Origin of the sequence: Halomonas sp. QHL1, from assembly GCF_001882345.1 — a bacterium.
GTDB lineage: Bacteria > Pseudomonadota > Gammaproteobacteria > Pseudomonadales > Halomonadaceae > Vreelandella.
The window spans coordinates 1,139,107-1,161,710 of the sequence record NZ_MINL01000001.1 but is presented as its reverse complement, the minus strand read 5'-3'; the positions used below and the strand labels follow the sequence as shown (position 1 = coordinate 1,161,710).

Annotated in this window: 26 protein-coding genes, 1 pseudogene and 1 riboswitch; of the genes and pseudogenes, 22 read left to right on the top strand and 5 right to left on the bottom strand. The window is 52.7% G+C overall.

Going from position 1 to position 22,604, the window contains the following annotated elements; genetic code table 11:
• Positions 1-6 precede the first annotated feature (6 nt).
• Genes cobD through QHL1GM_RS05290 form a run of 5 tightly spaced genes read left to right on the top strand, consistent with a single transcriptional unit; the run spans position 7 to position 3,425 of the window.
• Complete coding sequence (cobD, locus tag QHL1GM_RS05310; RefSeq protein WP_071693540.1) at positions 7-1,113, top strand: threonine-phosphate decarboxylase CobD; 1,107 nt, start codon at positions 7-9, stop codon at positions 1,111-1,113.
• Complete coding sequence (locus tag QHL1GM_RS05305; protein WP_071693539.1) at positions 1,110-1,691, top strand: bifunctional adenosylcobinamide kinase/adenosylcobinamide-phosphate guanylyltransferase; 582 nt, start codon at positions 1,110-1,112, stop codon at positions 1,689-1,691. The genes cobD and QHL1GM_RS05305 overlap by 4 nt, the downstream gene beginning before the upstream one ends.
• On the top strand, positions 1,688-2,458 hold the full coding sequence (gene cobS / locus QHL1GM_RS05300; protein ID WP_071693538.1) for an adenosylcobinamide-GDP ribazoletransferase: 771 nt from the start codon (positions 1,688-1,690) through the stop codon (positions 2,456-2,458). The genes QHL1GM_RS05305 and cobS overlap by 4 nt, the downstream gene beginning before the upstream one ends.
• Positions 2,395-3,048 (top strand): histidine phosphatase family protein, encoded by a 654-nt coding sequence (locus tag QHL1GM_RS05295; RefSeq protein WP_071693537.1) that lies wholly within the window; start codon positions 2,395-2,397, stop codon positions 3,046-3,048. Before cobS ends, QHL1GM_RS05295 begins: the two co-directional genes overlap by 64 nt.
• Positions 3,000-3,425, top strand: a complete 426-nt coding sequence (locus QHL1GM_RS05290; RefSeq protein WP_071693536.1) for a bifunctional adenosylcobinamide kinase/adenosylcobinamide-phosphate guanylyltransferase — start codon at positions 3,000-3,002, stop codon at positions 3,423-3,425. The genes QHL1GM_RS05295 and QHL1GM_RS05290 overlap by 49 nt, the downstream gene beginning before the upstream one ends.
• Here the strand turns inward: QHL1GM_RS05290 and QHL1GM_RS05285 are convergent, their stop codons facing one another.
• Positions 3,426-4,043, bottom strand: a complete 618-nt coding sequence (locus QHL1GM_RS05285) for a hypothetical protein (protein WP_071693535.1) — start codon at positions 4,041-4,043, stop codon at positions 3,426-3,428.
• 75 nt (positions 4,044-4,118) lie between these two features.
• Positions 4,119-4,354, top strand: a riboswitch (cobalamin riboswitch).
• 144 nt (positions 4,355-4,498) lie between these two features.
• On the opposite strand from QHL1GM_RS05285, the gene QHL1GM_RS05280 reads away from it, so the two are divergent.
• From QHL1GM_RS05280 to QHL1GM_RS05265, 4 genes are read left to right on the top strand one after another with little or no spacing between them, the layout of a single operon-like run.
• Positions 4,499-6,319, top strand: coding sequence for a TonB-dependent receptor (locus QHL1GM_RS05280; protein ID WP_071693534.1), 1,821 nt, complete (start codon positions 4,499-4,501; stop codon positions 6,317-6,319).
• Positions 6,320-6,362: 43 nt separating this feature from the next.
• Complete coding sequence (locus QHL1GM_RS05275; protein WP_368087061.1) at positions 6,363-7,223, top strand: cobalamin-binding protein; 861 nt, start codon at positions 6,363-6,365, stop codon at positions 7,221-7,223.
• The gene (locus tag QHL1GM_RS05270; protein WP_071693532.1) at positions 7,223-8,194 is read left to right on the top strand and encodes an iron ABC transporter permease; all 972 of its coding nucleotides are present in this window, start codon (positions 7,223-7,225) and stop codon (positions 8,192-8,194) included. Before QHL1GM_RS05275 ends, QHL1GM_RS05270 begins: the two co-directional genes overlap by 1 nt.
• On the top strand, positions 8,194-8,964 hold the full coding sequence (locus tag QHL1GM_RS05265) for an ABC transporter ATP-binding protein (RefSeq protein WP_071693531.1): 771 nt from the start codon (positions 8,194-8,196) through the stop codon (positions 8,962-8,964). Before QHL1GM_RS05270 ends, QHL1GM_RS05265 begins: the two co-directional genes overlap by 1 nt.
• Before the next feature lie 3 nt (positions 8,965-8,967).
• Here QHL1GM_RS05265 and QHL1GM_RS05260 read toward each other — a convergent pair whose 3' ends face one another.
• A complete protein-coding gene (locus QHL1GM_RS05260; protein WP_071693530.1) occupies positions 8,968-9,858 on the bottom strand; it encodes an NAD(P)-dependent oxidoreductase in 891 nt (296 codons plus the stop codon).
• Positions 9,859-9,999: 141 nt separating this feature from the next.
• Between QHL1GM_RS05260 and QHL1GM_RS05255 the strand changes: the two genes are divergently transcribed.
• The 8 genes and pseudogenes from QHL1GM_RS05255 to rho all read left to right on the top strand — a co-directional run bounded on the left by QHL1GM_RS05255 (position 10,000) and on the right by rho (position 16,467).
• The gene (locus QHL1GM_RS05255) at positions 10,000-11,313 is read left to right on the top strand and encodes a cobyrinate a,c-diamide synthase (RefSeq protein ID WP_071693529.1); all 1,314 of its coding nucleotides are present in this window, start codon (positions 10,000-10,002) and stop codon (positions 11,311-11,313) included.
• A gap of 89 nt (positions 11,314-11,402) precedes the next feature.
• Positions 11,403-11,843, top strand: a complete 441-nt coding sequence (locus QHL1GM_RS05250) for a YtoQ family protein (RefSeq protein ID WP_071693528.1) — start codon at positions 11,403-11,405, stop codon at positions 11,841-11,843.
• A 45-nt stretch (positions 11,844-11,888) separates the two neighbouring features.
• Positions 11,889-12,500: a cob(I)yrinic acid a,c-diamide adenosyltransferase gene (cobO, locus tag QHL1GM_RS05245; protein ID WP_071693527.1), complete on the top strand. Its 612-nt coding sequence runs from the start codon at positions 11,889-11,891 to the stop codon at positions 12,498-12,500.
• 417 nt (positions 12,501-12,917) lie between these two features.
• Positions 12,918-13,415 carry a DUF4231 domain-containing protein gene (locus tag QHL1GM_RS05240; protein WP_071693526.1) on the top strand — a complete coding sequence of 166 codons (498 nt, stop codon included), beginning with the start codon at positions 12,918-12,920 and terminating at the stop codon, positions 13,413-13,415.
• Positions 13,416-13,417: 2 nt separating this feature from the next.
• A complete protein-coding gene (locus tag QHL1GM_RS05235) occupies positions 13,418-14,011 on the top strand; it encodes a GTP cyclohydrolase II (RefSeq protein WP_071693525.1) in 594 nt (197 codons plus the stop codon).
• Positions 14,012-14,113: 102 nt separating this feature from the next.
• On the top strand, positions 14,114-15,061 hold the full coding sequence (locus tag QHL1GM_RS05230; protein ID WP_071693524.1) for a DUF2971 domain-containing protein: 948 nt from the start codon (positions 14,114-14,116) through the stop codon (positions 15,059-15,061).
• Between the two features lie 280 nt (positions 15,062-15,341).
• Positions 15,342-15,428 (top strand): annotated as a pseudogene (locus QHL1GM_RS19640) (transposase); the annotation flags it as partial.
• Positions 15,429-15,510: 82 nt separating this feature from the next.
• Positions 15,511-16,467 (top strand): transcription termination factor Rho, encoded by a 957-nt coding sequence (gene rho, locus QHL1GM_RS05225; protein WP_071693523.1) that lies wholly within the window; start codon positions 15,511-15,513, stop codon positions 16,465-16,467.
• A gap of 57 nt (positions 16,468-16,524) precedes the next feature.
• On the opposite strand, the gene QHL1GM_RS05220 is transcribed toward rho, so the two are convergent.
• Together QHL1GM_RS05220 and soxR are read right to left on the bottom strand one after the other, a co-directional pair.
• On the bottom strand, positions 16,525-17,721 hold the full coding sequence (locus QHL1GM_RS05220) for a DEAD/DEAH box helicase (protein WP_071693522.1): 1,197 nt from the start codon (positions 17,719-17,721) through the stop codon (positions 16,525-16,527).
• A gap of 170 nt (positions 17,722-17,891) precedes the next feature.
• On the bottom strand, positions 17,892-18,356 hold the full coding sequence (soxR, locus tag QHL1GM_RS05215) for a redox-sensitive transcriptional activator SoxR (RefSeq protein WP_071693521.1): 465 nt from the start codon (positions 18,354-18,356) through the stop codon (positions 17,892-17,894).
• Between the two features lie 101 nt (positions 18,357-18,457).
• Between soxR and QHL1GM_RS05210 the strand changes: the two genes are divergently transcribed.
• The 4 genes from QHL1GM_RS05210 (at position 18,458) to QHL1GM_RS05195 (ending at position 20,912) form a co-directional block, all read left to right on the top strand.
• On the top strand, positions 18,458-18,883 hold the full coding sequence (locus tag QHL1GM_RS05210; protein ID WP_071693520.1) for a VOC family protein: 426 nt from the start codon (positions 18,458-18,460) through the stop codon (positions 18,881-18,883).
• Between the two features lie 312 nt (positions 18,884-19,195).
• Entirely contained in the window at positions 19,196-19,621 is a 426-nt protein-coding gene (locus QHL1GM_RS05205; RefSeq protein WP_071693519.1) for an N-acetyltransferase, read from the top strand.
• 282 nt (positions 19,622-19,903) lie between these two features.
• A complete protein-coding gene (locus QHL1GM_RS05200) occupies positions 19,904-20,326 on the top strand; it encodes a Replicative DNA helicase (RefSeq protein ID WP_071693518.1) in 423 nt (140 codons plus the stop codon).
• A 94-nt stretch (positions 20,327-20,420) separates the two neighbouring features.
• Positions 20,421-20,912: a DUF1456 family protein gene (locus QHL1GM_RS05195; RefSeq protein ID WP_071693517.1), complete on the top strand. Its 492-nt coding sequence runs from the start codon at positions 20,421-20,423 to the stop codon at positions 20,910-20,912.
• A gap of 99 nt (positions 20,913-21,011) precedes the next feature.
• Here the strand turns inward: QHL1GM_RS05195 and QHL1GM_RS05190 are convergent, their stop codons facing one another.
• Positions 21,012-21,758, bottom strand: coding sequence for a class I SAM-dependent methyltransferase (locus QHL1GM_RS05190; RefSeq protein ID WP_071693516.1), 747 nt, complete (start codon positions 21,756-21,758; stop codon positions 21,012-21,014).
• A gap of 201 nt (positions 21,759-21,959) precedes the next feature.
• Here QHL1GM_RS05190 and QHL1GM_RS05185 point away from each other — a divergent pair, with 201 nt between their 5' ends.
• Positions 21,960-22,367: a DUF4019 domain-containing protein gene (locus QHL1GM_RS05185; RefSeq protein WP_071693515.1), complete on the top strand. Its 408-nt coding sequence runs from the start codon at positions 21,960-21,962 to the stop codon at positions 22,365-22,367.
• The last annotated feature ends 237 nt before the right edge of the window (positions 22,368-22,604 follow it).

The window sequence follows — 22,604 nt, the reverse complement described above, 5'->3', positions numbered from 1 at the left end:
GCTATTATGAGCAAATTAATATGGCCCAGCCACGGCGGCCAGGCCGAGGCACTGTTAGCCCACTTTGGGTTACCTGCAGATCAACGCCTGGACGACTTTAGCGCCAACCTCAATCCCTTGGGGCCGCCAGCGTGGGTTAGCGATTGGTTAGCAAAACAGCTGACAGGTCTTGAACGCTACCCCACGCCCGATTATCCCGCTGCTCGTCAGGCCATCGCCACCCATCACCAGCTACAGCCGGAACAGGTGCTGCTGACTAACGGCGGCGCTGAGGCTATTTTCCTCGCCGCCGCGCTGCATGCGGGGAAGCGCGCGGCGATTATTACCCCAAGCTTTGGCGAGTATGTCCGCGCTTGTCGTGCCCATCGGCTTTCAATCAGCGAGATCGCGCTGCCCGCGCCGCACTTTACGCTGGACATTGACTCGCTGCTGGCAGCGTTAAGTGGCACTGATTTGCTGTTTCTATGCCGACCCAATAATCCTACCGCTACGCTTATCGATATTCCTGCAATGGAGGCCTTGTTGAATTACACCGCTGCGATTGGTTGCCGCGTTGTGGTCGACGAAGCCTTTATCGATATGGTGGGTGAGTCGCCACAGCAGGCTTCGCTGGCACCGCTGTTGGCGCCCTATCCGCATCTGATTCTGCTGCACTCCATGACCAAGTTTTATACCCTGCCAGGGCTTCGGCTGGGCTACCTGCTGGCGGATGCGGCGACTGCTCAAGCGGCCCAGACCCACCAGCCGCCCTGGAGCGTTAATCACCTCGCGGCTGAACTGGTAGCGCCGCTGCTAGCGGATGATGCCTTTGCCCGGCGCACGCAGCGGTGGCTGGCCAGCGAGCGTCCGCGTATGGCTCAAGCGCTTACTGAGTTAGGGTTAGAAGTCGTGCCTACCCACGCGTGTTTTTTTCTTATCCGGCCTAGCGCCAAGCATGAAATTAACAGCGATGCGCTTTTTGAGCAGCTGCTACGCCAGGGTATTTTGGTTCGTCATACCCATAATTTTACTGGGCTCAACGGCGACTGGCTGCGGGTGGCGCTACGCGACGAAGCTGCAAATCGTCGGCTGATAAGCGTGTTGAAAAATGTTTTGGAAAAAGGAACTGCATGATTGTCTTCGTTAGCGGTGGGGCGCGCTCGGGCAAAAGCCAGATAGCCGAGCAGCGAGCGGTGAGTGCCGCGGGCAGTTCGCCCTGTTACTACTTAGCCACCGCAGAAGTGTACGACGACGAAATGGCCGAACGAGTGGCTCGCCACCGACAATCCAGGCAAGAGCAGTGGCAGAACGTGCAGTGGAAAACCATAGAGGCACCGCTACGAATTGATCAAGCGATTGCCAAGGTGCCAGATGGAAGCGCCGTGCTGCTGGACTGCTTAACCCTCTGGGCCAGTCAGGTCTTGTATGCCAGTGAGCTAAGCGAAGAACTATGCGAAGAAGAAGGTTTAGTGTTGCTGGCAAACGCACTGGCTGATGCCCGAGCACGCAGCGTGCATTTGGTGATTGTTTCCAATGATATTAACGAAGCGCTGCCGCCTACCGATGCGGAAACCTGGCGTTATCTGGCATTTCTCCAGCGCGTCCATCGCTGGTTAGCGGCAGAGGCCGACACGGTACTCGAAATCGTCGCAGGCAGTGTACTGACGTGGAAAGATAAGCAGTGGAAGCATGGTAAGGAGGTCAGCGCTTGAAAAATGCCTTTTTCGGTGTCTTGCTGGCGCTGCAATTTCTTACCCGCATCCCCATTCCTGTTACCTGCCCTTGGACGCCCGATACCCGCCGCTGGGCAATACGCGCCTATCCGTTAGTGGGGTTGATGATAGGCAGCGTGCTGGCGCTAATAGCGTTTGCTATGCACAACGTTCCCACGCCGATCACCGCTTTGGCGGTACTAAGCGTGTGGGTGGCGCTCTCGGGTGGGCTGCATTTGGACGGCGTAATGGATATCGCCGATGCGTTAGGCAGCAATCAGCCATTAGCGCGCCGTTGGGAAATCATGAAAGACCCGCAAATCGGCAGCTTCGGAATGCTGGCGCTGGTGTTTCTATTCGCCTGGAAGGCTGTGCTGGTGTGGGCGCTGCTGACCTACCAGGCGCCTCTCTGGTGGCTATTAGTAGTCCCCGCGCTAGGTCGCTGGGCAGGCGTTGCATTACTGGTGCTAACACCCTGCGCCAAGCAGCAGGGCTTGGCGTGGAGCTGGCAGCAGTCGCTTAGCGCTCAAGATGTGGCGCTGGCATTGATACCGCTGGCGTTGATAGCACTGCTCGCGCCCGCACTGGTGTTGATGATGCTAACGGTCACTGTTTTTGTGGTACTAATGCGCTGGCTAATGTTGCGACTGTTTAACGGGATTAACGGCGATATGGTAGGCGCCACCATTGAAGGAGGAGAGCTTTGGCTACTGATCTTACTGTGGAGCTGGTGGCAGTTCGCCACGGTATCACCGCTTGGAATTTAGAGCGCCGTTATCAAGGCCAGCAGGATATTCCGCTGCTGTTTCCCGATGCTGAAGATGGGTTGCTGGCACTGCGTGACGCACTGGTGGATGAGCGGTTCGATGCCATCTACTCAAGCGATCTTAATCGCTGCCAGCAAACCCTGGAGTGGTCTGAAGTAGCCAAGGCCAGCGTGCCACTTTCGCTTGAGTCGCGCCTGCGCGAGCTCGATTTCGGCGAGTACGAAGGTAAAGTTTACGATGAGCTAAAGGACTTACCCCATTACCGCGCCTGGATTGATAGTGTGGGCGAGTTGCAAATTCCCGGCGGCGAATCGGCGGCCCAATTGCGTGAGCGTTTAGACGCTTGGCTCCATGACCTAGCAGTTAATGCCCGCGCCGATGGGCACAAAAAAGTATTGGCCGTCACCCATGGCGGTGTGATTCGTGAACTGCGCCGCCGCTTTGAAACGATTCACTTTTGGGACGGTACCGTGCTTCAGGCCCAAGGCAGGCGCTGGCAGCTTATTTATCAGCAAGACGAACATGGCAAAGGGGAATGGCAATGCAGCTCTTCATCGGCGGTGCCTGCGCTGGCAAACGCGACGCCGTAGCCGCACGCTTTTCCAATGCGAACGGGTGGCGTCTTGATATTGATAAGCCATTAAGCGATAGCCAGCAAGCGCTGGTAGCCAATACCCCGCTGGTTATCACAGGCGTGCTTGAGTGGCTGGGCGCTGCTCTTGAACGTGACGATAACGATGCCCTGCGCCAGCAGTGGCAGAACGATATGACTGCACTCTGCCAGCGCGCCGACGAGCTAAATGTGCCGTTAATCATCATTGCTAGCGAAGTGGGCCGCGGAATTGTGCCCATGCAGCCCGAACAGCGCCGCCTGCGTGATCTCAATGGCTGGTTCACCCAAGACGCCACTGCCCAGGCTGAGCAGGTCTGGTATGTCCGCCATGGGTTAGTGATGGCTTTAAATTAGCTAAGCCTGTCTCCGCCAGCGCTGCCAGCCAATCATCAGCAGATGCACTGGCAGATAGACCACTACGGGCCAGATCAGCGTGAGCAGGAAAAGATAGAGCAACGGGTCGAGGCTATCCTGGGGTTGTCCGAAGGGCCCGTGCACCCAGTTGATATTGCGCTCGGCGTCGGTAAGCAGATAGGTCAATGGCAACACCATCCAGGTTAGTAAGGTCTGCCAAAGTAAGGCGCGGCGCGCATAGCCAAGTCTCGCTATGCCGATACCCGCCACCAGCGGTAGCACCATGTGGTAGAGCGACATGGCTCGCGCCATGGGTGGATGCTCCGGGTCGAACATATACTCGGTGCCGCCGATGGGATGCACGCCAGTGAGCGCAGCCGTGGCGACGTCCAGGCTCCATAAGCTGCCGACCAGTGCCACCGCTAGCCATTGCATCGACATCAGAGTGCGATGCTCGCTCCAAAGTGCCGCCAATATCAGAAAACTCGCCACGTTACACAGCCAAAAGAAGTTCTGCGCCCCCAGCAGCACTACGTAGCTCGGTGCCCAGATCAGGATCCACAGCGTAAACATCAGCTTTAGCCAGCGCGGCACACCGGCTGCCGAGGAATCGATCATGACCGTCTCCTGTTCCGTGCGGTGCCCTTTACTCTAGCAGCTCATCATGAATTGACCTCCCCACGGCAAGTTGCTAGTTTACGCCCACTCTCAGGTGCTGGCGGTAGATAAAGCCGCTAGTGAAACGGGAAGTTGGTGAACGCCTCGCGTGATTCCAACGCTGCCCCCGCAACGGTGATCGAGATAAGAACGGCCAATACGCCACTGTGCTCACGCACGGGAAGGTGGTCGTTCGGAAAAGAGTGGCTCTGTTTGCTAGAGACATCTTTCGCTCGTCAGCCCGGAGACCGGCCCGAGAGTAATGGTTCTAACTGAACCAAACCATGCCGAGGCGCGGAGGGCGTTCTTAGGGCAGTGAACGGTGGCGCAACGCTATCGTTACTCCCTTGCTTTTCCCTGCGTTCGGTCAAAAAAACTGCGTTGTGCGGGTGAGCACGACGAGCAAGGGATCTCACATGAATCACCGTTTCCACACCACCGCCAAACGGGCGGCGTTTTGTATGGCTGCGTTACCGCTAGCCATCTCCTTTTCTGCCCAGGCCCAATATGCTGAAGCGACGACCGAATTAGCGGCGCTAGATCCTGTCGTTGTTACTGCTGCGTTAGCGCCTCGCACTGCCAACGAGAGCCTTTCACCTGTCAGCGTGCTGGATGAAGCCACTTTTCGCCGCCAAGACCCCACTAGCCTGACCGATCTTCTGCGCGGCCAGCCGGGCGTTGATATCACTAGCAACGGCAGTTTTGGCAAAAGCAGCAGCGTTTACCTGCGCGGTGCGCCCAGCGATGCCTCCGTGCTAATGATTGATGGCATTCGTCTGCGCTCCGCCACGTCGGGTGGGGCAGCATTCCAGTATTTAGACCCACGCATGTTTGACCGTGCGGAAATCGTGCGCGGGCCGCGCGGTAGCCTTTACGGCGCCGATGCAGTCGGCGGCGTTATTCAACTCTTTACGCCTGATGGTGATGAAGAGGGTCCGCAACCCAGAATGTCAGTCGGCGGTGGCTCATTTAATACCCAGCGAATAAGCGCAGGTGTTTCTGGCCGCGAGGGAGGCACGCGCTACAGCTTTGCCGGTAGCCATTTCAATACCGACGGCCAGCCCATTCGCAGGGGTGGTGAAGACAAAGGCTACGACAACACCTCTGCGCTTGCGAGGGTGTCGCACACCTTTGAAAGTGGCGCTGAAGTGGGCGTGCTGGCACTGCGTGCTCGCGGTAACAACGAATATGATGGCGGTGAGAATGACTTTGTCCAGCAGGTAGCAGGTATTTACGGCGAATTGCCGATAACCGATACCTGGCGCAGTCGCGTCACCCTTAGCGAAGCCCGTGATGAGCTGGACACAATTGATAATTTCGGTAGCTCGGTCATTGATACCCGCACCCAAACCGCCCGCTGGCAGAACAATCTCCAATTTGGCGCCCATGAGTTAATTGCTGGGGCGGAAATCAGCGAAGACCGCGTTTCAAGCACAAATGATTTTGATGTCACCAGTCGCGATAATACTGCTGTGTTTACCCAAGGGCTGCTCGACTTCTCTCCGTTCGCCATTCAAGTAAGCCTGCGTTACGACGACAATGAAGCTTACGGCGATGAAGTCACCGGTAGCCTGGCAATAGGTTACGATCTAGATAACTACCACACGCTTCGTGCCAGCGTAGGCACTGCGTTTAAAGCGCCAAGTTTTAATGACCTCTATTGGCCGAATTCTGGCAACCCTGATCTCAACCCGGAAAGCTCAGAAACTATTGAAGTGGGCGTTCGCGGCCAATACAACCAGTGGTTCTGGGACTTGGCCGCTTTCCAAAACGATTACGACGATCTTATTGCCTGGGCGCCGACCCCAAGTGGCTTATTCGCGCCGCAAAACGTTAATAACGCGCGCATTCGCGGTGCCGAACTTTCAAGCGGCGTCGAAGTTAACGAATGGACACTGCAGGCCGCCTTTACCTACCTGGACCCAGAAGACCAGGATACCGGCAATCGATTAGCCCGCCGCGCCACCCAAAGTGTGCGTTTGGATGCAGACCGCGAGCTTGGTGATTGGTCGCTGGGTGGTTCATTAGTCGCGCAGAATCACCGCTACGATAATGCCGCCAATACCGAGCGCTTGAATGGCTATGGGCTGGTTAACTTGCGTGCAGGCTGGCAGTTTGCGCCGCTCTGGACGGCTCGTGTTACGGTAGAAAATGCCTTTGATAAAGAGTATGAAACGACGAGTGATTACATTAACGCCGGCCGGGCAGGGTTCTTGAGTGTCCACTTTGGCCAATAGAAAAAATGGCTTAGCGCGCGGGGCCCTGGGCCTCGCGCTGCTAATGATGACAACGGTTGCACCGGCACACGACCACTCGCGTTGCGCAGTGGATGATCGTGACCGTGAGGTCTGCCTTTACAATTCCGCTCATCGCATTGCCACTCTTTCACCCGGCGCTACTGAACTGACCTATGCGGCTGGCGCCGGCGATCAAGTAGTCGCCGTCGTCTCGTATAGCGACTATCCACCGGAAGCTAAACAAGTAGCCTCGGTGGGCAGCCACACCCGGATTGATTTAGAAAAGCTGGTGGGCTTGGCGCCGGATTTAGTGATTGGGTGGGTAACCGGCAACCCCGCTGAACAGCTTGAAACCCTCGAAGCCTTAGGCATGCCGGTGTTCTATATTGAGCCTCGCGATATGGACGGCGTTGCCAGCGCCATCGAGCGCTTGGCGCGGCTGGCAGGCACCGAAGAAGCTGGACAGGCGGTGGCCGATAATTTCCGTACTACCATGAATGACCTGGAAGAGCGCTATCGAGATCGCGAACCTGTGCCTACCTTCTACCAAGTCTGGGACGAGCCGTTAATGAGTGTTAACGACCATCACCTTATCGGCCAGGTGGTTGAGATTTGTGGCGGTAAGAATGTGTTTGGCGAACAAACTCGCCTGGTGCCGCGCATCGATGATGAAGCGGTACTGGCAGCCAATCCTGAAGCGATTATTGCCGGGGGCATGGGCGAAGAGAACCGCCACTGGCTGACCCATTGGGAGCAGTACCCTAACTTGAAGGCGGTTGCGGAAGATAACCTTTTCTTTGTGCCGCCTTCACTGATTCAGCGGCCCACGCCGCGCCTGATGGAGGGCACTCAGCTCCTGTGTGAAAAGCTCGACATCGCCCGCCAAAAACGAGAGCGCAGCTAATGCTAGCGCGCCTGGGTCTCCCGCTTAGCCTGCTATTACTAGCGGCGCTGGCAGCGCTACTCTTAGCGCTTGGTGTTGGGAGCGCGCAGATTTCTCCTGCGCAAATTTGGGACTTGTTGCAAGGCGAGGGCGATGCATTGGCGCGCACTATGGTGATGGAGCTGCGCTTGCCCAGGGCGCTCTCGGCGTTTGCCGTTGGCGGCTTGTTGGCGGTAGCGGGGGCGTTGATGCAAGTGCTGCTGCGCAATCCCCTCGCTGACCCTTATGTACTCGGACTTTCCGGCGGTGCCTCGATTGGCGCCCTGGCGGCCATGCTCGGTGGGCTAGGCGGGCTGGCGATTTCAAGTTCGGCGTTTGGCGGCGCACTATTTTCGACGTTTTTAGTCTTCGGCTTGGCCCATGGTAGCGGCGGCTGGACGCCTTCGCGGCTGCTGCTTACCGGGGTCGTCGTTGCCGCAGGGTGGGGCGCAGTGATTACGCTGATGCTGGCGTTGAGCCCCGCCGAGCGCCTGCCGGGAATGCTTTACTGGCTGATGGGCGATCTCTCCTATGCGCGCACGCCTTGGCCGCCGCTATTGCTGTTACTCGCGACCTGCGTGGTGTTGATTCCGCTTGGGCGTAGCCTGAATGTGCTGGCCCGTGGCCCGCAGCAAGCCGCCGCGCTGGGCGTGGCGGTGCGGCCGCTTGAGTGGTGTATCTACGTTGCCGCTAGTTTACTGACCGCCGCTGCAGTCACCACGGCTGGCAGTATTGGTTTTGTCGGTTTAGTCGTGCCACATATGCTGCGTCTGCTGTTAGGCAACGACCAGCGGCTGATACTGCCCGCCTGCGCACTGGCGGGTGGCACGCTGTTAGTGCTAGCCGATACCCTGGCGCGCACCATGATCGCTCCGGAACAGCTGCCCGTTGGGGTCATTACCGCGCTATTGGGCGTACCCACCTTCCTGTTTCTGCTCTACCGGAGCCGCTGATGAGCGTACTGGCTACCCGCGATCTCATCATCGACGTGCCCGGCCGCGAAGGCGGCACCCCGCTTAATATAACCATCGAGCCAGGCCAGGTTTGGGGTGTGTTAGGGCCTAACGGCGCTGGCAAAACGACGCTATTGCACACCCTGGCCGGGCTTCAGGCGCCGCGTTCAGGCAGCGTTCAGCTTAACGAGTCGGCGCTTGGTCAGCTGCGCCGCCGCCATGTTGCTCAGCGATTGGGGTTGGTGTTTCAAGATCGCCAGGATGGCTTTCCCGCGACCGTACTGGAAACCGCGCTGATTGGTCGTCATCCCTACCTCTCACCGTGGCAGATGGAGGGCGCCGATGACTACGCCCGCGCGGAAACCGCCCTTGAGCGTATGGATGTAGCACACCTGCGTGACCGCTTGGTGAGCACGCTTTCCGGCGGTGAGCGCCAGCGGGTGGCGATTGCCACCGTGCTGACCCAGGCACCCAATGTGTGGCTGGCGGATGAACCGACTAACCACTTGGATCTACATCATCAGAGTGCCGTGATGGCGCTAATGGCCGAACAGGCCGCCCAGGGCCAGGCGGTCATCATGTGTTTGCATGACCTAAACCTTGCTGCCCGCTGGTGCGACCACGTGTTGCTGATGTATCCCAGCGGCGAGGCGTGCTGGGGCCCGCGAGATAGCATGCTGGTGCCCAGTGCTTTAGAAAGCCTCTACCGCCAAAAGCTAGCGGTGGTAGAGGTGGATGGCGCACCGGTATTTGTGCCGATAAAAGGATAGTGCCTACTGCGCCAGTTCATCCCGCCAGGTGTGGCGGGGTGCGAAGCCGACCAGGCGGCGGGCTTTCTCGATGCTGTAGAAGGTCTCGAATTCGCCCATTTTGCGTTTGATAGGTACCCCGGAGTAGAAGCGCTCAATTACTTGGGCGTTGGTTAGGCTAACCGACAAATCGTCATTGGCGACGTTGAACACTTGATAGCCCAGGCCATCCGTCTTGAGGCAGCAATCGACCATCTGGCCCAGGTCGCGGGCGTCGATGTAGGCGAATATGTTGCGGCGACGCAGGGCGGGGTTATCCATGTAGGCCGGAAAATTCTGACGGTACTCGTGGGGCTCGATAACGTTGTTGATGCGTAGGCCGTAGATGTCGATGCCTGAACGTGCCTGAAAGGAGCGTGCCGTTACTTCGTTGACCACCTTGCTCATGGCGTAGCTATCTTGAGGCACGGTGGGGTGCTCTTCATCAATGGGGAGGTAGTCAGGTTTCTTCTCCCCATCGGCGAAACAGACGCCGTAGGTGGTCTCGCTGGAGGCGAAGATAACCTTGGGAATGCCCAGTTTGGTGGCGGCATCCAGCACGTTGTAGGTGCTCAACGTATTGATGCGGTAGGTCTCATTGTCCGGCCGGTGCAGGATGGCAGGGATGGCGGCGAAATGAACAATGGCATCGTAACGCGGCACGCCGGTGCCTGGCTCAAGCTCGTCTAACCCGGCGTAGGCCTGGCACGCGTTGAACACCTGGCCAGCATCGGTCAGGTCGGTTTTCAGGGTAGTGATGCCGGATACGTCAGACGTCACCCAATCCAGATTGGTGACTCGGTGACCTTGATCGCGAAGATAAGCGGTCGCATGGCGGCCAGCCTTGCCACTGCCGCCAGTAAACAGAAGACGCATGCGGTAACCCCGGTTGGTGAAACGAAGCGGAAAATTGAATCAAACAAACACCTTCACCTTAGCAAAGAAAGGTTCGACCCGCCGACACTCAGCCGTTAACGCATGGAAATGGGATAACCATTAACCGTTAAAAGGATCGTTATGTTTCAGGGTAAAGCACATGCAGCGCTAATTAGTGCGCCTGGCTCCGGCCAGGGCAAATCAATGGTCACCGCGGCGCTGGCACGGCTGCACCGCAATGCCGGGCTTACCGTTCGGGTGTTCAAACACGGCCCCGATTACCTTGACCCCATGATTCAGGAAGTGGCCTCCGGCCAGCCGGTGTATCAGCTTCACCCCTGGATGACCGGCGAAGAGGAGTGCCGCTGGCGCTTGGCCGAAGCCGCCCAGGAAGCAGATGTGATTCTGGTCGAAGGTTCCATGGGCCTGTTTGATGGCTCGCCTTCCAGCGCTGATTTGGCGATTTTGGCGGGCATTCCCGCGCTGCCGGTGATTGATGCCTGGGGCATGGCGCAAACCTTTGGCGCGGTGGCTCAAGGCCTGGCCAACTACCACCCAGACCTCGCTATTCATGAAGTGATCGCCAACCGCGTCGGCAGCCCCGGCCACGGCAAACTTCTCGCTGACAGCATGCCGGAAGGCATTGCGCTGCTGGGGGCCATTCCCCGCAATGAGGCAATGAAGATTCCCGATCGCCATTTGGGCCTAGTGCAAGCCAGTGAATTAAGCGGCCTGGATGCGCAGCTAGATGTCGCTGCTGAGGTATTAAAAGAGGCGGGCTTGGGCCGTTTGCCCAAATTGGTCACGTTAACTGAGGAGCCGCCAGCGGCGGTGCCGGATTACCTTAGCGGCGTGCGAATTGCGATTGCCCGAGACGACGCCTTTGCGTTTATCTACCGCGCCAATGTAGACGTGCTGCGCGCCATGGGCGCAGAGGTCAGCTTCTTTTCACCGCTTAATGATCGTCAGTTACCCGAATGCGATGCGCTCTGGTTGCCGGGCGGTTATCCCGAGCTTAACGCGGCGCGATTGAGCGCCAACCACAGCATGTTCGAGGCGATTCGCGCCCATCACCGTGTGGGCAAACCGATACTCGCAGAGTGCGGGGGCCTGATGGCCTGCGTTGAGCAATTGGTGGATGGTGAGGGCGAAAGCCACGGGATGCTCGGGCTTCTCAACGGCACCGCGAAAATGGCCGGTAAACTCACCGCGCTAGGGCTGCAAAGCCTACACGCCGGGGCAGGCGAGCTGCGCGGCCATACCTATCACCACTCGCTGCTTGAAACCGCGATGACGCCGCTAGCACGCACTCGCAAACTGGCGGGAAGCGAAGCCGAACCGATCTACCGTGAAGGCGGGCTGGTGGCGAGCTACTTCCACGGCTACTTTCCCTCTGCGCCCAAGCTGGTCGCGGATATTTTTACCGGGCAGCCAATCAGCATCAATAACGGCTAACGAAAATATGTGGAAGATTTTTCCATAAAATTGATCTGCGCTATGCTGTGTGCCTTTCACACCTATATGCAACTCAGCAGGAGAACACCATGAGCTTTTACGTCTACCTTTCCGGCGAGATTCACACTGACTGGCGCGAAGAGATTCAGCGCGGCGCTGACGCAGCGGGTCTGGATATCGTGTTTACCGCCCCGGTAACGGACCACGCAGCCTCTGATGCCGCCGGTGACCACCTGGGTAAACCGGAAAATGGCTTCTGGCGTGATCACCAGTCATCCAAGGTCAACGCCATTCGCACCCGCACCATGATCGAGCAGGCTGACCTCGTTGTCGTTCGTTTTGGCGATCAGTACAAGCAATGGAACGCCGCCTTCGATGCAGGTTACTGCGCCGCCTTGGCCAAGCCCTACATCACGCTACACAGCGAAGACATCGTTCACCCGCTTAAAGAAGTCGACGCGCAAGCCCAAGCCTGGTGCACCACGACCGATCAAGTGGTTGAGACGTTGCGCTACATACTAAAAGCCTGAATTTATAAATAGCTTAAATAAAGAGCTTAATAAAGAGGACGCCCCATGCGCGAGAATGCCAAAACCCCCGAACGCCATGCCCAGCGCATGGCGGCCAAGCAGAAAATCATGAACGAGCGCATCGCCCGCGCCGATAAAGAGCAGGGCGTGCTGCTAGTGCTCACCGGCCCTGGTAAGGGCAAAAGCAGCTCCGGTTTTGGCATGCTCGCCCGCGCCCTGGGCCACGGTATGAAAGTGGGTGTGGTGCAGTTTATTAAAGGCGCGTTTAGTACCGGCGAAGAGGCATTCTTCCGTAACCTGCCAAACGTGGATTACCACGTAATGGGGCAGGGCTACACCTGGGACACTCAAGACCGCGAACGCGATGCCGCCGCCGCCAACGCCGCCTGGGCAGAAGCCAAACGCATGCTGCAAGACGAAAGCTACCACCTGGTACTGCTCGACGAACTCAACATCGCACTTCGTTACGAGTACCTAGACCTCGACCAAGTACTCGACGACCTGCAAGCCCGCCCAGCAATGCAGCACGCCGTCGTCACCGGCCGCTACGCCCCACAACAGCTCATCGACCTCGCCGACACCGTTACTGAAATGAAAGTGGTCAAACATGCTTTTAAAGACCAAGGTATTAAGGCCCAGAAAGGGATTGAGCTTTGAAGATGAGGAGGGAGGGTATGAGGGGCAATATAATGCCGCGGCTATGGCCCGGAGTGAAGTTGTAGCGCGGCGTAACGCTTGGCGAGGAACGAGCCAAAGGAACACGCGAAGGCGGCGCCAGCTGCCCAAAGCCCGCGGCAGCATATTTTTCTGCAAAGCCACGTGACCTAAGCCAATATTATGAATAGAGTATGATTAGATCAGAAAGCGAGCGCGTAAGTGAATTGTTGACGTGCTGCTAAATCATTAATAATTTTCTTAAATATCAGATGGTTAGGGATATTTCGGCGCGCTTGATAAGAATGTTGAATAGTGCGGGGCGTTTACTCAATATCAGAACGTGCAGTCTAATCACTGTTATACGTCACCAATAATCGAGCTATGATTAGATGATCAAGTTTTTGAAAAAAACCAGATATGAAAGAAGAACCAAAAACTCCGGAAGAGTTTTGCAAAGCAATAATTAATGGATTCAAAGAAAAATCGACTCACAATAAGAATGAGTCAATGCTTTGTTTCTGGCTTTCAATGGGTGGCGCACTTGCCGCACCTGTTTTTGTAACGCTGGGTAAAGACATAGCCCAATTGTTTGGAGAGTACGGCTCCGTTTTTGTTTTTTCGAAACTAATTCCTACGTTATTATCTTTTGCAGTTGCTTTTTCAACCGCATGGCTTCAACTTCGAAAACCTCAACAACTGTGGGCGTTATACCGAACATCACAAAGAGAATTAGAAGATAATCTCTACAAGTATCAATATAAAGTTGCTGAATATTCTGAGTACCCTGATCCCGATAAGCTTCTAATTGAGAAAGTGGCCCACATAGCATTAGATGCGCACTATTCATGGCTGCCAATGGTTCCAAACCCTGAAGACATTAGATCTGCACCACAAAATTCATCAAGCGAGCAATAGAAATGGATAAGTATCAAGTCGAGAAAACTCATATCAATACCCAATTAGGTGAGTTCGATTTTTATTGCTTTTGCTGGGACAAGCACGAAGAGGATAATATATTGGTTCTAGTTAATCCAAATTACGAATCAGTTCCTCTAGTTAGGGTTCAGAGTGCATGTTATACGGCTGAGATATTTAGAAGTTTGGATTGTGATTGTCATGCGCAACTCAGTGAAAGCCAGCGAAAAATTTCAAAACATGGGGGTTATCTAATCTATATGCTCTGTGATGGACGAGGTGCTGGCTTACTTAACAAGGTGAAAGGAATGGAACTTGGAGTAACACATGGGCTAGATACATCTGATGCATACCATCATCTAGGGTTAGAGCAAGATCCTCGTGAATATGATAGGGTCATTCAAATTATTGATTACTTTAACGTTAGTGAAATTCGCCTCCTAACCAACAATCCGCGTAAAGTTGAAGGTATAAATTCAAGTAATATTTTGGTTGCGCGAGAGCCGTTAGAAATAGAATCAAACGAGCATTCATCTCCATATCTTGAGACAAAAGCTAAAAAGATGGGTCACATGCTTTCAGAGTTCCTCAAGTGAAAACGTATAACAAGTTGCATCAGTTCGCACCTACGGTGCCGGACGCTCAAGCCTCGCCCCGCTGTGAATGGCGATAGGCCAAATAAAAATTGCGAGTAGCAAATGACAGATATATATCGATTCCTGCCACTAACAGAACTCCATAATTTACTCAGCGAATCGAAACTTAAGTTTGCACGCCTAATGCTGATGGATGACCTCAATGAAGGCCTTGGAAGCGTCCTTAGCTTTCAAGAATCATTTACATATAGCTGGAGCCTTCAACGGAAAGAAAAGATAAAAGAGCACCATGACCATATTCGAGGGTCGACATACATAAGTTCATGGACCTTAGAGCCAAATCTGATGGCAATGTGGCTACTTTACTCAAAAAGGCATGATTCAATTAGAATAAAAACAACTAAAGAAAAATTGGAACAGGCAGTAAAGCAATACGCAAATGAAAATTTATGGACAAAACACATTGAGTCCCCAGCAGGAACAATTCAATTACCAAGATTCCCAGAAATAAAGCCCGTACACTATGTTCATTTTGAAGAAATCTCTCAACAGATCAAAAATAAATATGAGAGGTATGCTTCCGCCTGCGTTGAACTTGTCGAAAATGAAAACACCACTAGCAGGGAAGCACTACTTAAAAACATAAATGCAGTTGAGCAAGCCAGAGTAATTAATCACGAACAAGCCAGCTTCTTGAAAGACGCTTGCTTTAGTCATGAAAAGGAAATTCGAGCGAGCATTGCTATTTGCTTAAGAAATCACTTACCTGCAAGCGAATGGAAAAACCGAGAGAACCATGAAAAGGCCAGTTTTATTTTTGGCACTGCAACCCATCACTACCCAGCCTCTACAGAATTACCAGACATCATTCACGTTCCAATTCCAATAGATTTCATAGATGCCATATGTTTCGACCCTAGAGCCCCCCACTACATATCATCTGAACAGGAAAAAATAATCCGCCGCGCTTGTCCAAAAATAAGCGTGGAAAAAAGCGATGCTTTTGGATACAAACCTGATAACTTCGATTTTACTTTGCTGGGCTCTTGAAAATTCACATTAGCGCAATAACATTTGACCTAGTTACCAGTCTACCAAGATTTTCAAGCCGCTCGCTTCGTTCATTTGGGACGGGCTAAAGCGCGCCCCTTAACCAAACGTTAGGCATAGATATGGACTACGAAACACAGATCAAGAATTGGGTGCCGAATGATCCGACGCGCATGGAGGCCCTTGCCGTAGCTGCCACCCAGGAATTGCCGGATTGATGTCTTGCTGCGGGTTTCGTAGCCACCTCCAGGCCTTATGCTAAAGGCATCTAGGAGGATCCATGAACCGTCCCCGTTACAATGAAGAATTCAAAATCGAATCCGTTAAACAGGTATTAGAGCGCGGCCATCGCGTTGCCGAGGTCGCCAACTGGATAGATGGCTATGATGCAGCTATTTTTATTTCAGTAATCTATAAATTCAGTTTATTCAAGGCGATAAATCAATATTATGGCGAGAAAAATACTAGGTTTGAAAGTGAAAAGACAGATAGATGCCAAGCCCGCCGACGAAGTTGAAGATCAATTTCCTAATGATCCCGAAAAACGTTTTTTAAATGGCGTCGCTATTCATCCTTCCCCACGCATTTATTTAGAGCCTGGTTCTAAGCAGCGTACTGTGCGAGCAATGGATTTGATTACGCCCATTGGGATGGGGCAACGAGGGTTGATTGTTGCGCCGCCAGGTTCTGGCAAAACGACGATGTTAAAACATATCTGTCAGGCCGTGGCAGAAGCTCATCCTGAAATAAAGCTGTATGCCTTGCTGATTGATGAGCGCCCTGAAGAAGTGACCGATTTTAAGCGCAGTGTGTCGGCAGAAGTACATGCATCGTCTTCAGACGAGAGCTACACACACCATGTAAATATGGCTGATAAGCTGCTTGAGACGGCGCGTAAGCAAGCAGGTGAGGGGCATGATGTGATGATTGTGATCGATTCTCTTACCAGACTCTCGCGGGTTCATAATGCCGAGCAGCGGGGCAATGGCCGCACTATGTCGGGTGGGCTGGATTCCCGAGCGATGGAAATACCCCGAAAACTGTTTGGCGCTGCGAGAAAGATCGAAAACGGCGGATCGCTCACCATTCTGGCCACCGTGCTGGTAGATACGGGAAGCCGTATGGATCAGGTGATTTTCGAGGAGTTCAAGGGCACGGGCAATATGGAGCTCGTGTTATCCCGGGATGTGGCAAATCAACGGATTTTCCCTGCGATAGATATTGCCAAAAGCAGTACCCGTCGAGAAGAGCTTTTGATTGATGCCAAAGATATTGAAAAAGTAAGGACGTTGCGCAGAGGTTTGACAACGCTTAAGCCAGTAGACGGCGCGCAGAAGTTGCTTGAGTTATTGGATAAATATCCCACTAATGCCGAGCTATTAGATGCGTTTTTACCAAGTTCGTGAAATATCTATAATAAAGAAGCTCACCTTTTTTTAAGAGGCGAGCTTCTTGGGTAAGTTTTAACGATTACTTTGTTTATTATAATTTAAGTTTGATTCAGGTACTGCTTTTCGAACCGGAAAGCCTGCAATCTCTTTGCGCTCAATAATACTTTTTAAACGCCTTTCAATAGCGCAAAGATTTTTAAAGTCACTCATGTCGACTAAAGAGATGGCTTCACCTGAGGCACCCGCGCGGCCGGTTCGGCCAATGCGGTGGATGTATTCTTCTGGCTGAAAAGGTAAATCGTAATTCACCACACGACTCAATTCATCAATATCCAAACCGCGCGCGGCAACCCCCGTGGCGACCAAGTATTTTAGTTCTCCAGATTTGAACTGAGCCAAAATCTTTTCGCGCATTGCTTGGCTTCTATCGCCATGGATAGAGTCCGCTGTGATGCCGCGTTTTTCCAGCTGAGCAACAAGCTTGGCCGCATTGTGTTTTTTCTCGGTAAAAATAAGCGCCTGATCCCACTTTTGCTCATTAATTAAGTGACTCAACAAGGCGGACTTAGTGTCTTTGTCGACGGTGATTAGCCACTGTTTGACATTAGCGGCGGCGCGGACGTTTGGAGAAATGGATATTTCAGCCGCCAGATCGGTCATCTTGCTATCTGAAAAATCGTAGGCGAGTGCACGAACGTCGTCTGTGATTGTGGCCGAAAACAGTAGGTTCTGACGGTTTTCAGGTAGGCGCTCTATGATTTTATGGATATCGTCGGCAAAACCCATGTCGACCATTCTGTCCGCTTCGTCCAATACCAGGACTTTAAGTTCATCAAAGTGCAGCGCACGCTGATGAGCCAAATCAAGCAATCTGCCCGGCGTGGCGACCAGAATATCCACTCCTTTGATTAGGCGCTCTTTTTGAGCTTCGGTATCCACACCGCCATACATCGACATCGAGGTTAGGTGCGTGTGTTTAGCGTATTGAGCCACGTTGGCTTCGACCTGAACCGCTAACTCACGGGTCGGCACGAGAATCAGCGCACGTATGCGTTTGCCGCGTAACGTCCCCGCGTTGCTGAATCGTTCTAGCAGAGGCAGAACAAAGGCAGCGGTTTTACCTGTGCCGGTTTGAGCGGTGGCGATTAAGTCTTTACCCGAAAGAATGGCAGGAATCGCCTGTTCCTGGATGGGCGTTGGCGTCTGGTAACCTAGTTCGGTAATCGCTTGAACAAGAGGAGTGGATAATCCTAGTTTTGCAAATGGCATAAGGCGCCCTGACAGATTGTCGTAGGTGTGTCGAAAATAAAAGATGAGGCAGTATAAAGTAAAAGCAGCCGACCGCTGAAGCGGAGGCTAATTGAGGCGCTAGAAGCCCATCCTTGGTGTTACGATTCTAACATCAACCAGCATCAGGCGGTTTGTGCACGTTAACCGGCCTATCGTTCCACCCCAGCCTGCTGCTCAGCCTGATCCAAAAGCACCGGCCCGCTACCGATCTCTGCTAACTGGTCATTCGGGTTATAAAGTGGGCAACTGGTCATGCTCAAGCAGCCGCAGCCAATACACCCGGCCAGGTTATTACGCAGCTTTTGCAGGTAAGCAATACGGCCATCCAGTATCTGCTGCCAGTTTTTTGAAAGCTGTTGCCAGTCTTCAACCGTCGGCGTGCGGTTATTGGGCAGTGATTCAAAAGCCCGCTTGATCTCCTCCAGGCTGACGCCGACTTTCTGCGCCGCTTTGATCACCGAAATCCGCCTTAACACCTCTGGCTTATAGCGGCGCTGGTTGCCTGCATTGCGCCAGCTGTGGATCAGGCCTTGCTGCTCGTAAAAGTGCAAGGTACTGACTTTAATGCCGCAGCGCTTGGCGACCTTGCCGACACTCCAAATAGCCTCTGCCATCACACGCCCCTGAATTTTTTGCCGTTTGTTCTCAAAAAAGCTTTACCTCAACTAATGTTGAGGTTTTAGCCTGTGATCTCACTTAATGCAAGGAGATACTTATGTACTTAGAACACGTGAATCTGGTGGTTGCTGATATGGATGCCATGCTGGATTTTTACCGTGCCGTATTCCCGCATTGGCGGGTGCGCGATGAAGGCCATGGCGAGTGGTATGGCAGACCACGTAAATGGGTACACTTCGGGGACGACGAACATTACCTGGCGTTAAGCGATCACGGTGAAGGGGAGAACCGCGATCTGAAAGGCCATAGCGTTGGGCTGGCCCATTTTGCCTATGTGACCGATAACATTGATGCCGTTGTGGCCAGGTTAAATAACGCGGGCTATGCCATTGCTAAACCTGGGGCTATAGAGCCGTTTCGCAAAAATGTCTATTTTGTCGATCCGGCCGGGTTTGAGGTGGAGTTTGTCGAGTACCTAAGTGACATCCCGGCGGAGCGGAATTTAAACCGCGATGCCCATTAATAATCAGCTCAGCACCCTCCAGGGGTGCTGAGCCGTAATAGATTTAGATTTTATGCACCATAAAATATCTTTTGAATAATCTGGTAAAATCCCTTTTCGCTTTCAGTGGGAATTAAAAGCAAAAAGGCTATTAGAAAGTGAAGGGCGCTACTTAAGCCACTGGAAGGAACAGATTTACCCTAAGGAAGGCAAAGCATTCCCGCCTTATTTTATGAAGCTGTCTAGCGCTGGTACAGGTGCAAACCTATCCCAGGGCTAGGCAGCTTTTCAGTAACGCCATTGGCGCCGTTGACCATCGTTAGGAACATCTAGATGATTCGTAAATACCGAGAGGCGGATATTGAACAAATTTTGGATATTTGGCTTTCAGCATCGATTAAATCTCACTCCTTTGTTGGATCAGAATTTTGGAAGTCAAAAGTTAGCGAAATGCGTGATGTATACATACCTGCATCCGAGACCTTTGTATTTGAAGCTGATGAGCAGATAGCAGGGTTTTACTGCCTCTATGGAAATACGTTGGCAGCGGTTTTTGTGTCACCAAGCTTGCAGGGTAATGGTATAGGATCAGCGTTAATGGATGATGCCAAGAGCAGAAGGGCGTGTTTGCAGCTAAGCGTCTACAGACAGAACGCACCCAGCATAAATTTTTATAAGAAACATGGATTTATTTCATTAGTTGAGCAAATTGATGAAAGTACTGGCCAGCCAGAATTCGTCATGGAAAATTACTGTTAACCATGCATAGCGGTAAATCTCATCGAGTTCATGGTGTTAATTTAGGGGAAAGGTCACTTCCGCTGGTTTCTGGTCAATCAGAAATCAGCACTTTTCAGCGCAGCAGCCCAAGGATGGGCCTTCATCAACACCCCACCATAAAGCCGTAAATGATCGCCCCGAGGGCCATCCCCAAGGGGTATAATGTCACCGGTCACGGTGGGGTGACTGTGTTACAAACGTTGATTTTCGGCAGGTTTGTTTACTTGTTACTGTTTTTAAATAGATAAAAGGTAGTCGTTCATGATTAACACCAAAATATACAAGGCGGTTTACGAACTCGCCGAAAAGCTCATGAAGGCTGCTGATAAAGAGGATAGGGAGGCTTTCGATGCGCTCTATGCCGAGTTGGAAGCTATTTGCACCGAGAACGAAAACAGCGATAAAGATCACCCAGAGCAGTGGGAAACGCTGGCTGATTTTACTGAAGAGCTAGAAGAGGCGCTGGCTGTCTACGAAAAAGCCTTCGAAAAAGCCGTCGCGATTAATTCCAAAGACCATATGTCGTCCATCGCCTTTTCCATGGCAAAATTGCAAGTTGAGCTGGGCCAGACCGACGCGGCTATCAGCAATCTTAAAAATGCCCAAGCTACCGCCAATAAAATTGAAGATGGCGAGCTTAAAGACGAAATTGATGAGCTGCTTGGAAAGCTGACAACAGGTTAGTTTTTAAGCTGCTGGTTTTAATCATATTCACGATAAACGTAGATGCACATAAAGACTGTTTGTGCTGGGTTTGCCTAAGACTAGGGACACTATTTTGACCAATAACGATATTTTTCGCCGTATACGTTACACCTTCGATTTAAAAGATCGCACCATCGTGGATATCTTCGCCTTGGCAGAGGTCAGCGTGGCTCAAGAGCAGGTAACGGCCTGGCTGAAAAAGGACGAAGACGACGCCTTTGTGACCATGAAAAACAAAGAGCTGGCGGCGTTTTTGAACGGCTTTATTAGCTATAAGCGTGGCAAGCGCGAAGGCCCGCAGCCCGCGCCAGAAGCGCAGTTGAACAACAATATGGTGTTCCAGAAGCTGCGCATTGCGCTGAATTTAAAGGCTGACGATATTTTGGCTGTTTTTGAGCTGGCGGGTTTTAATCTAAGTAACCATGAATTAAGTGCGTTCTTCCGCAAGCCGAGCCATAAGAACTATCGAGAGTGCAAAGATCAGGTGCTGCGAAATTTTTTGCTCGGCGTCCAACTGCAGCTACGACCCAACCAGGATGTGACAAGTCCAGATGCAGAAGTCTGAACTCGTAACTCGGCGGCAATAATCTGAACCTCCGCAGAGGCAAGAGGGTTAGCAATGCAACCCTCTCTGTTTTATCGAGCAAAATGCAGCAGTGGTCAGCTATTCCTTCTTCACACAGACGAAAATCGCATTGCCAGAAGCATTATCCCAGGGAATGATTGTTTCGTAGTTGTGCTCAAACACATGGACCTCGAAATGAGGCGCTAAAAGAGCAATTAACTCCGCAAAGTTAACCGCTACCATTGGGTGTTCGTCGTTCCACATTTGTGTCTCTGCTGCGCTAGCCTTCTCAATGCTTAGCCTAAGCGACTGCTTTTCACCCTGCCCACTGTAGTGCCATCCCGAGCGGAACGTGAAAATGTCATCCGCTTGCTTTGCGCTGTGTTTAACAGATAAACCGTTATCGATTTTGTCTTTATCGACCGCGTTAAAACAGAAAATACCGCCAGAATTGAGTGCGCGGTGCACGCTGGAAATGCACGCTTTAAGTTTCTCAATCCCATCGTTGTAGTGAATCGAGTATAAAAAACACGTGATTAAGTCTTGGGGATCGTTAACCGCGAAGCCACTCATATCTTGCAGGGTGAACTGAGCTTCTGGGCAACGCGTGGCGGCGATATCCAGCATGGGTTGATTGATATCAAGCCCGCTACTGGCGTAGCCAAAATCAATGTAATGACGCACGTGTGGGCCGGTGCCACAGGCTAAATCCAGGTGTGTTGTTCCGTCGTTACCGAAAATCTGATGCAGCCTGCGAATGGCGTTGCTTTGCGCTTGGTAATCGATATCCACGCACATCAAATCGTAGTAGCCAGAAAGGTCGGTATAGAGCGCGTTGACGGACATAGTGACCTATTAGTGGCGGCTGAAATAGTTTGGGTGGCGCATAGTAAACGAGCGGGTAGGGTTTGAGAAGCGGGTATAGCTTGGGGCGTTACTGTTACGCAAATAGACCCTGCGACCCTAAAGAAACCCGGACGCTTACCGATATATAACTAAGACCATCGAGATTTCTCTGGTCGTTGTTAAATGCCAAGAGAGGCCTCTATGCTCAAAATGCTGACCTTTATATTCGCACCCTTGCTCCTGGTGCTATCCACGCATGCCCACTCTCACAAAGATGATGCTGAGGCGGCGGCGTTGGCGTGGCTAGAAGCCATCGATAGCGGTCAGTATGAGCAGGCATGGGAATCTTCATCTCCGCTGTTAAAAAAGCCTCTTTCGCCACACATGTTAGAACGGACAATTGGTGCAGCGCGTCGTGACTTTGGTGCTGTTCAGTCGCGTCGGCGAGTAAGCGCTGTCCGCGAAACCTCTATGCCAGGGGCTCCAAGAGGTGACTACTCGGTTTTGACGTTCCAAACACGTTTTGAAAACAGACCGCAGATCACGGAAACCATCACTCCCCACTTGGAAGAAGGCACATGGCGGGTAAGCGGCTACTATGTGAACTGATACTCACCTATAAGTGCCCATAACTACCCGAACAGCTTTAAATAACGCTCCCTGCATTTGAAAGTACTGCGCACCAAGATCTTCCCATCACACTTCATGACGAAGCCCAACGTGAGTGCTACGTTGTGTATGTACCCTCTGCTTTGTACAAACCCCAGCAGCGTTATTGTTTTTTCAAACTCCCTAAGAAGCTTGCGAGACAAAAGGGCGCTACGGCGGTCAATAGAGTAGGCGCTC

What these genes read in the sequence shown, in the direction of transcription:
- QHL1GM_RS05290 (WP_071693536.1), top strand. Translation starts at nt 3,000, where the DNA reads ATGCAGCTCTTCATCGGCGGTGCCTGCGCTGGCAAACGCGACGCCGTA.
- rho (WP_071693523.1), top strand. Translation starts at nt 15,511, where the DNA reads ATGGCGAGAAAAATACTAGGTTTGAAAGTGAAAAGACAGATAGATGCC.
- QHL1GM_RS05200 (WP_071693518.1), top strand. Translation starts at nt 19,904, where the DNA reads ATGATTAACACCAAAATATACAAGGCGGTTTACGAACTCGCCGAAAAG.
- QHL1GM_RS05260 (WP_071693530.1), bottom strand. Translation starts at nt 9,858, where the DNA reads ATGCGTCTTCTGTTTACTGGCGGCAGTGGCAAGGCTGGCCGCCATGCG.
- cobO (WP_071693527.1), top strand. Translation starts at nt 11,889, where the DNA reads ATGCGCGAGAATGCCAAAACCCCCGAACGCCATGCCCAGCGCATGGCG.
- QHL1GM_RS05275 (WP_368087061.1), top strand. Translation starts at nt 6,363, where the DNA reads ATGATGACAACGGTTGCACCGGCACACGACCACTCGCGTTGCGCAGTG.
- soxR (WP_071693521.1), bottom strand. Translation starts at nt 18,356, where the DNA reads ATGGCAGAGGCTATTTGGAGTGTCGGCAAGGTCGCCAAGCGCTGCGGC.
- QHL1GM_RS05305 (WP_071693539.1), top strand. Translation starts at nt 1,110, where the DNA reads ATGATTGTCTTCGTTAGCGGTGGGGCGCGCTCGGGCAAAAGCCAGATA.
- QHL1GM_RS05220 (WP_071693522.1), bottom strand. Translation starts at nt 17,721, where the DNA reads ATGCCATTTGCAAAACTAGGATTATCCACTCCTCTTGTTCAAGCGATT.
- QHL1GM_RS05230 (WP_071693524.1), top strand. Translation starts at nt 14,114, where the DNA reads ATGACAGATATATATCGATTCCTGCCACTAACAGAACTCCATAATTTA.
- QHL1GM_RS05280 (WP_071693534.1), top strand. Translation starts at nt 4,499, where the DNA reads ATGAATCACCGTTTCCACACCACCGCCAAACGGGCGGCGTTTTGTATG.
- QHL1GM_RS05240 (WP_071693526.1), top strand. Translation starts at nt 12,918, where the DNA reads ATGAAAGAAGAACCAAAAACTCCGGAAGAGTTTTGCAAAGCAATAATT.
- QHL1GM_RS05270 (WP_071693532.1), top strand. Translation starts at nt 7,223, where the DNA reads ATGCTAGCGCGCCTGGGTCTCCCGCTTAGCCTGCTATTACTAGCGGCG.
- QHL1GM_RS05285 (WP_071693535.1), bottom strand. Translation starts at nt 4,043, where the DNA reads ATGATCGATTCCTCGGCAGCCGGTGTGCCGCGCTGGCTAAAGCTGATG.
- cobD (WP_071693540.1), top strand. Translation starts at nt 7, where the DNA reads ATGAGCAAATTAATATGGCCCAGCCACGGCGGCCAGGCCGAGGCACTG.
- QHL1GM_RS05190 (WP_071693516.1), bottom strand. Translation starts at nt 21,758, where the DNA reads ATGTCCGTCAACGCGCTCTATACCGACCTTTCTGGCTACTACGATTTG.
- QHL1GM_RS05210 (WP_071693520.1), top strand. Translation starts at nt 18,458, where the DNA reads ATGTACTTAGAACACGTGAATCTGGTGGTTGCTGATATGGATGCCATG.
- QHL1GM_RS05265 (WP_071693531.1), top strand. Translation starts at nt 8,194, where the DNA reads ATGAGCGTACTGGCTACCCGCGATCTCATCATCGACGTGCCCGGCCGC.
- QHL1GM_RS05250 (WP_071693528.1), top strand. Translation starts at nt 11,403, where the DNA reads ATGAGCTTTTACGTCTACCTTTCCGGCGAGATTCACACTGACTGGCGC.
- QHL1GM_RS05235 (WP_071693525.1), top strand. Translation starts at nt 13,418, where the DNA reads ATGGATAAGTATCAAGTCGAGAAAACTCATATCAATACCCAATTAGGT.
- QHL1GM_RS05185 (WP_071693515.1), top strand. Translation starts at nt 21,960, where the DNA reads ATGCTCAAAATGCTGACCTTTATATTCGCACCCTTGCTCCTGGTGCTA.
- QHL1GM_RS05255 (WP_071693529.1), top strand. Translation starts at nt 10,000, where the DNA reads ATGTTTCAGGGTAAAGCACATGCAGCGCTAATTAGTGCGCCTGGCTCC.
- QHL1GM_RS05205 (WP_071693519.1), top strand. Translation starts at nt 19,196, where the DNA reads ATGATTCGTAAATACCGAGAGGCGGATATTGAACAAATTTTGGATATT.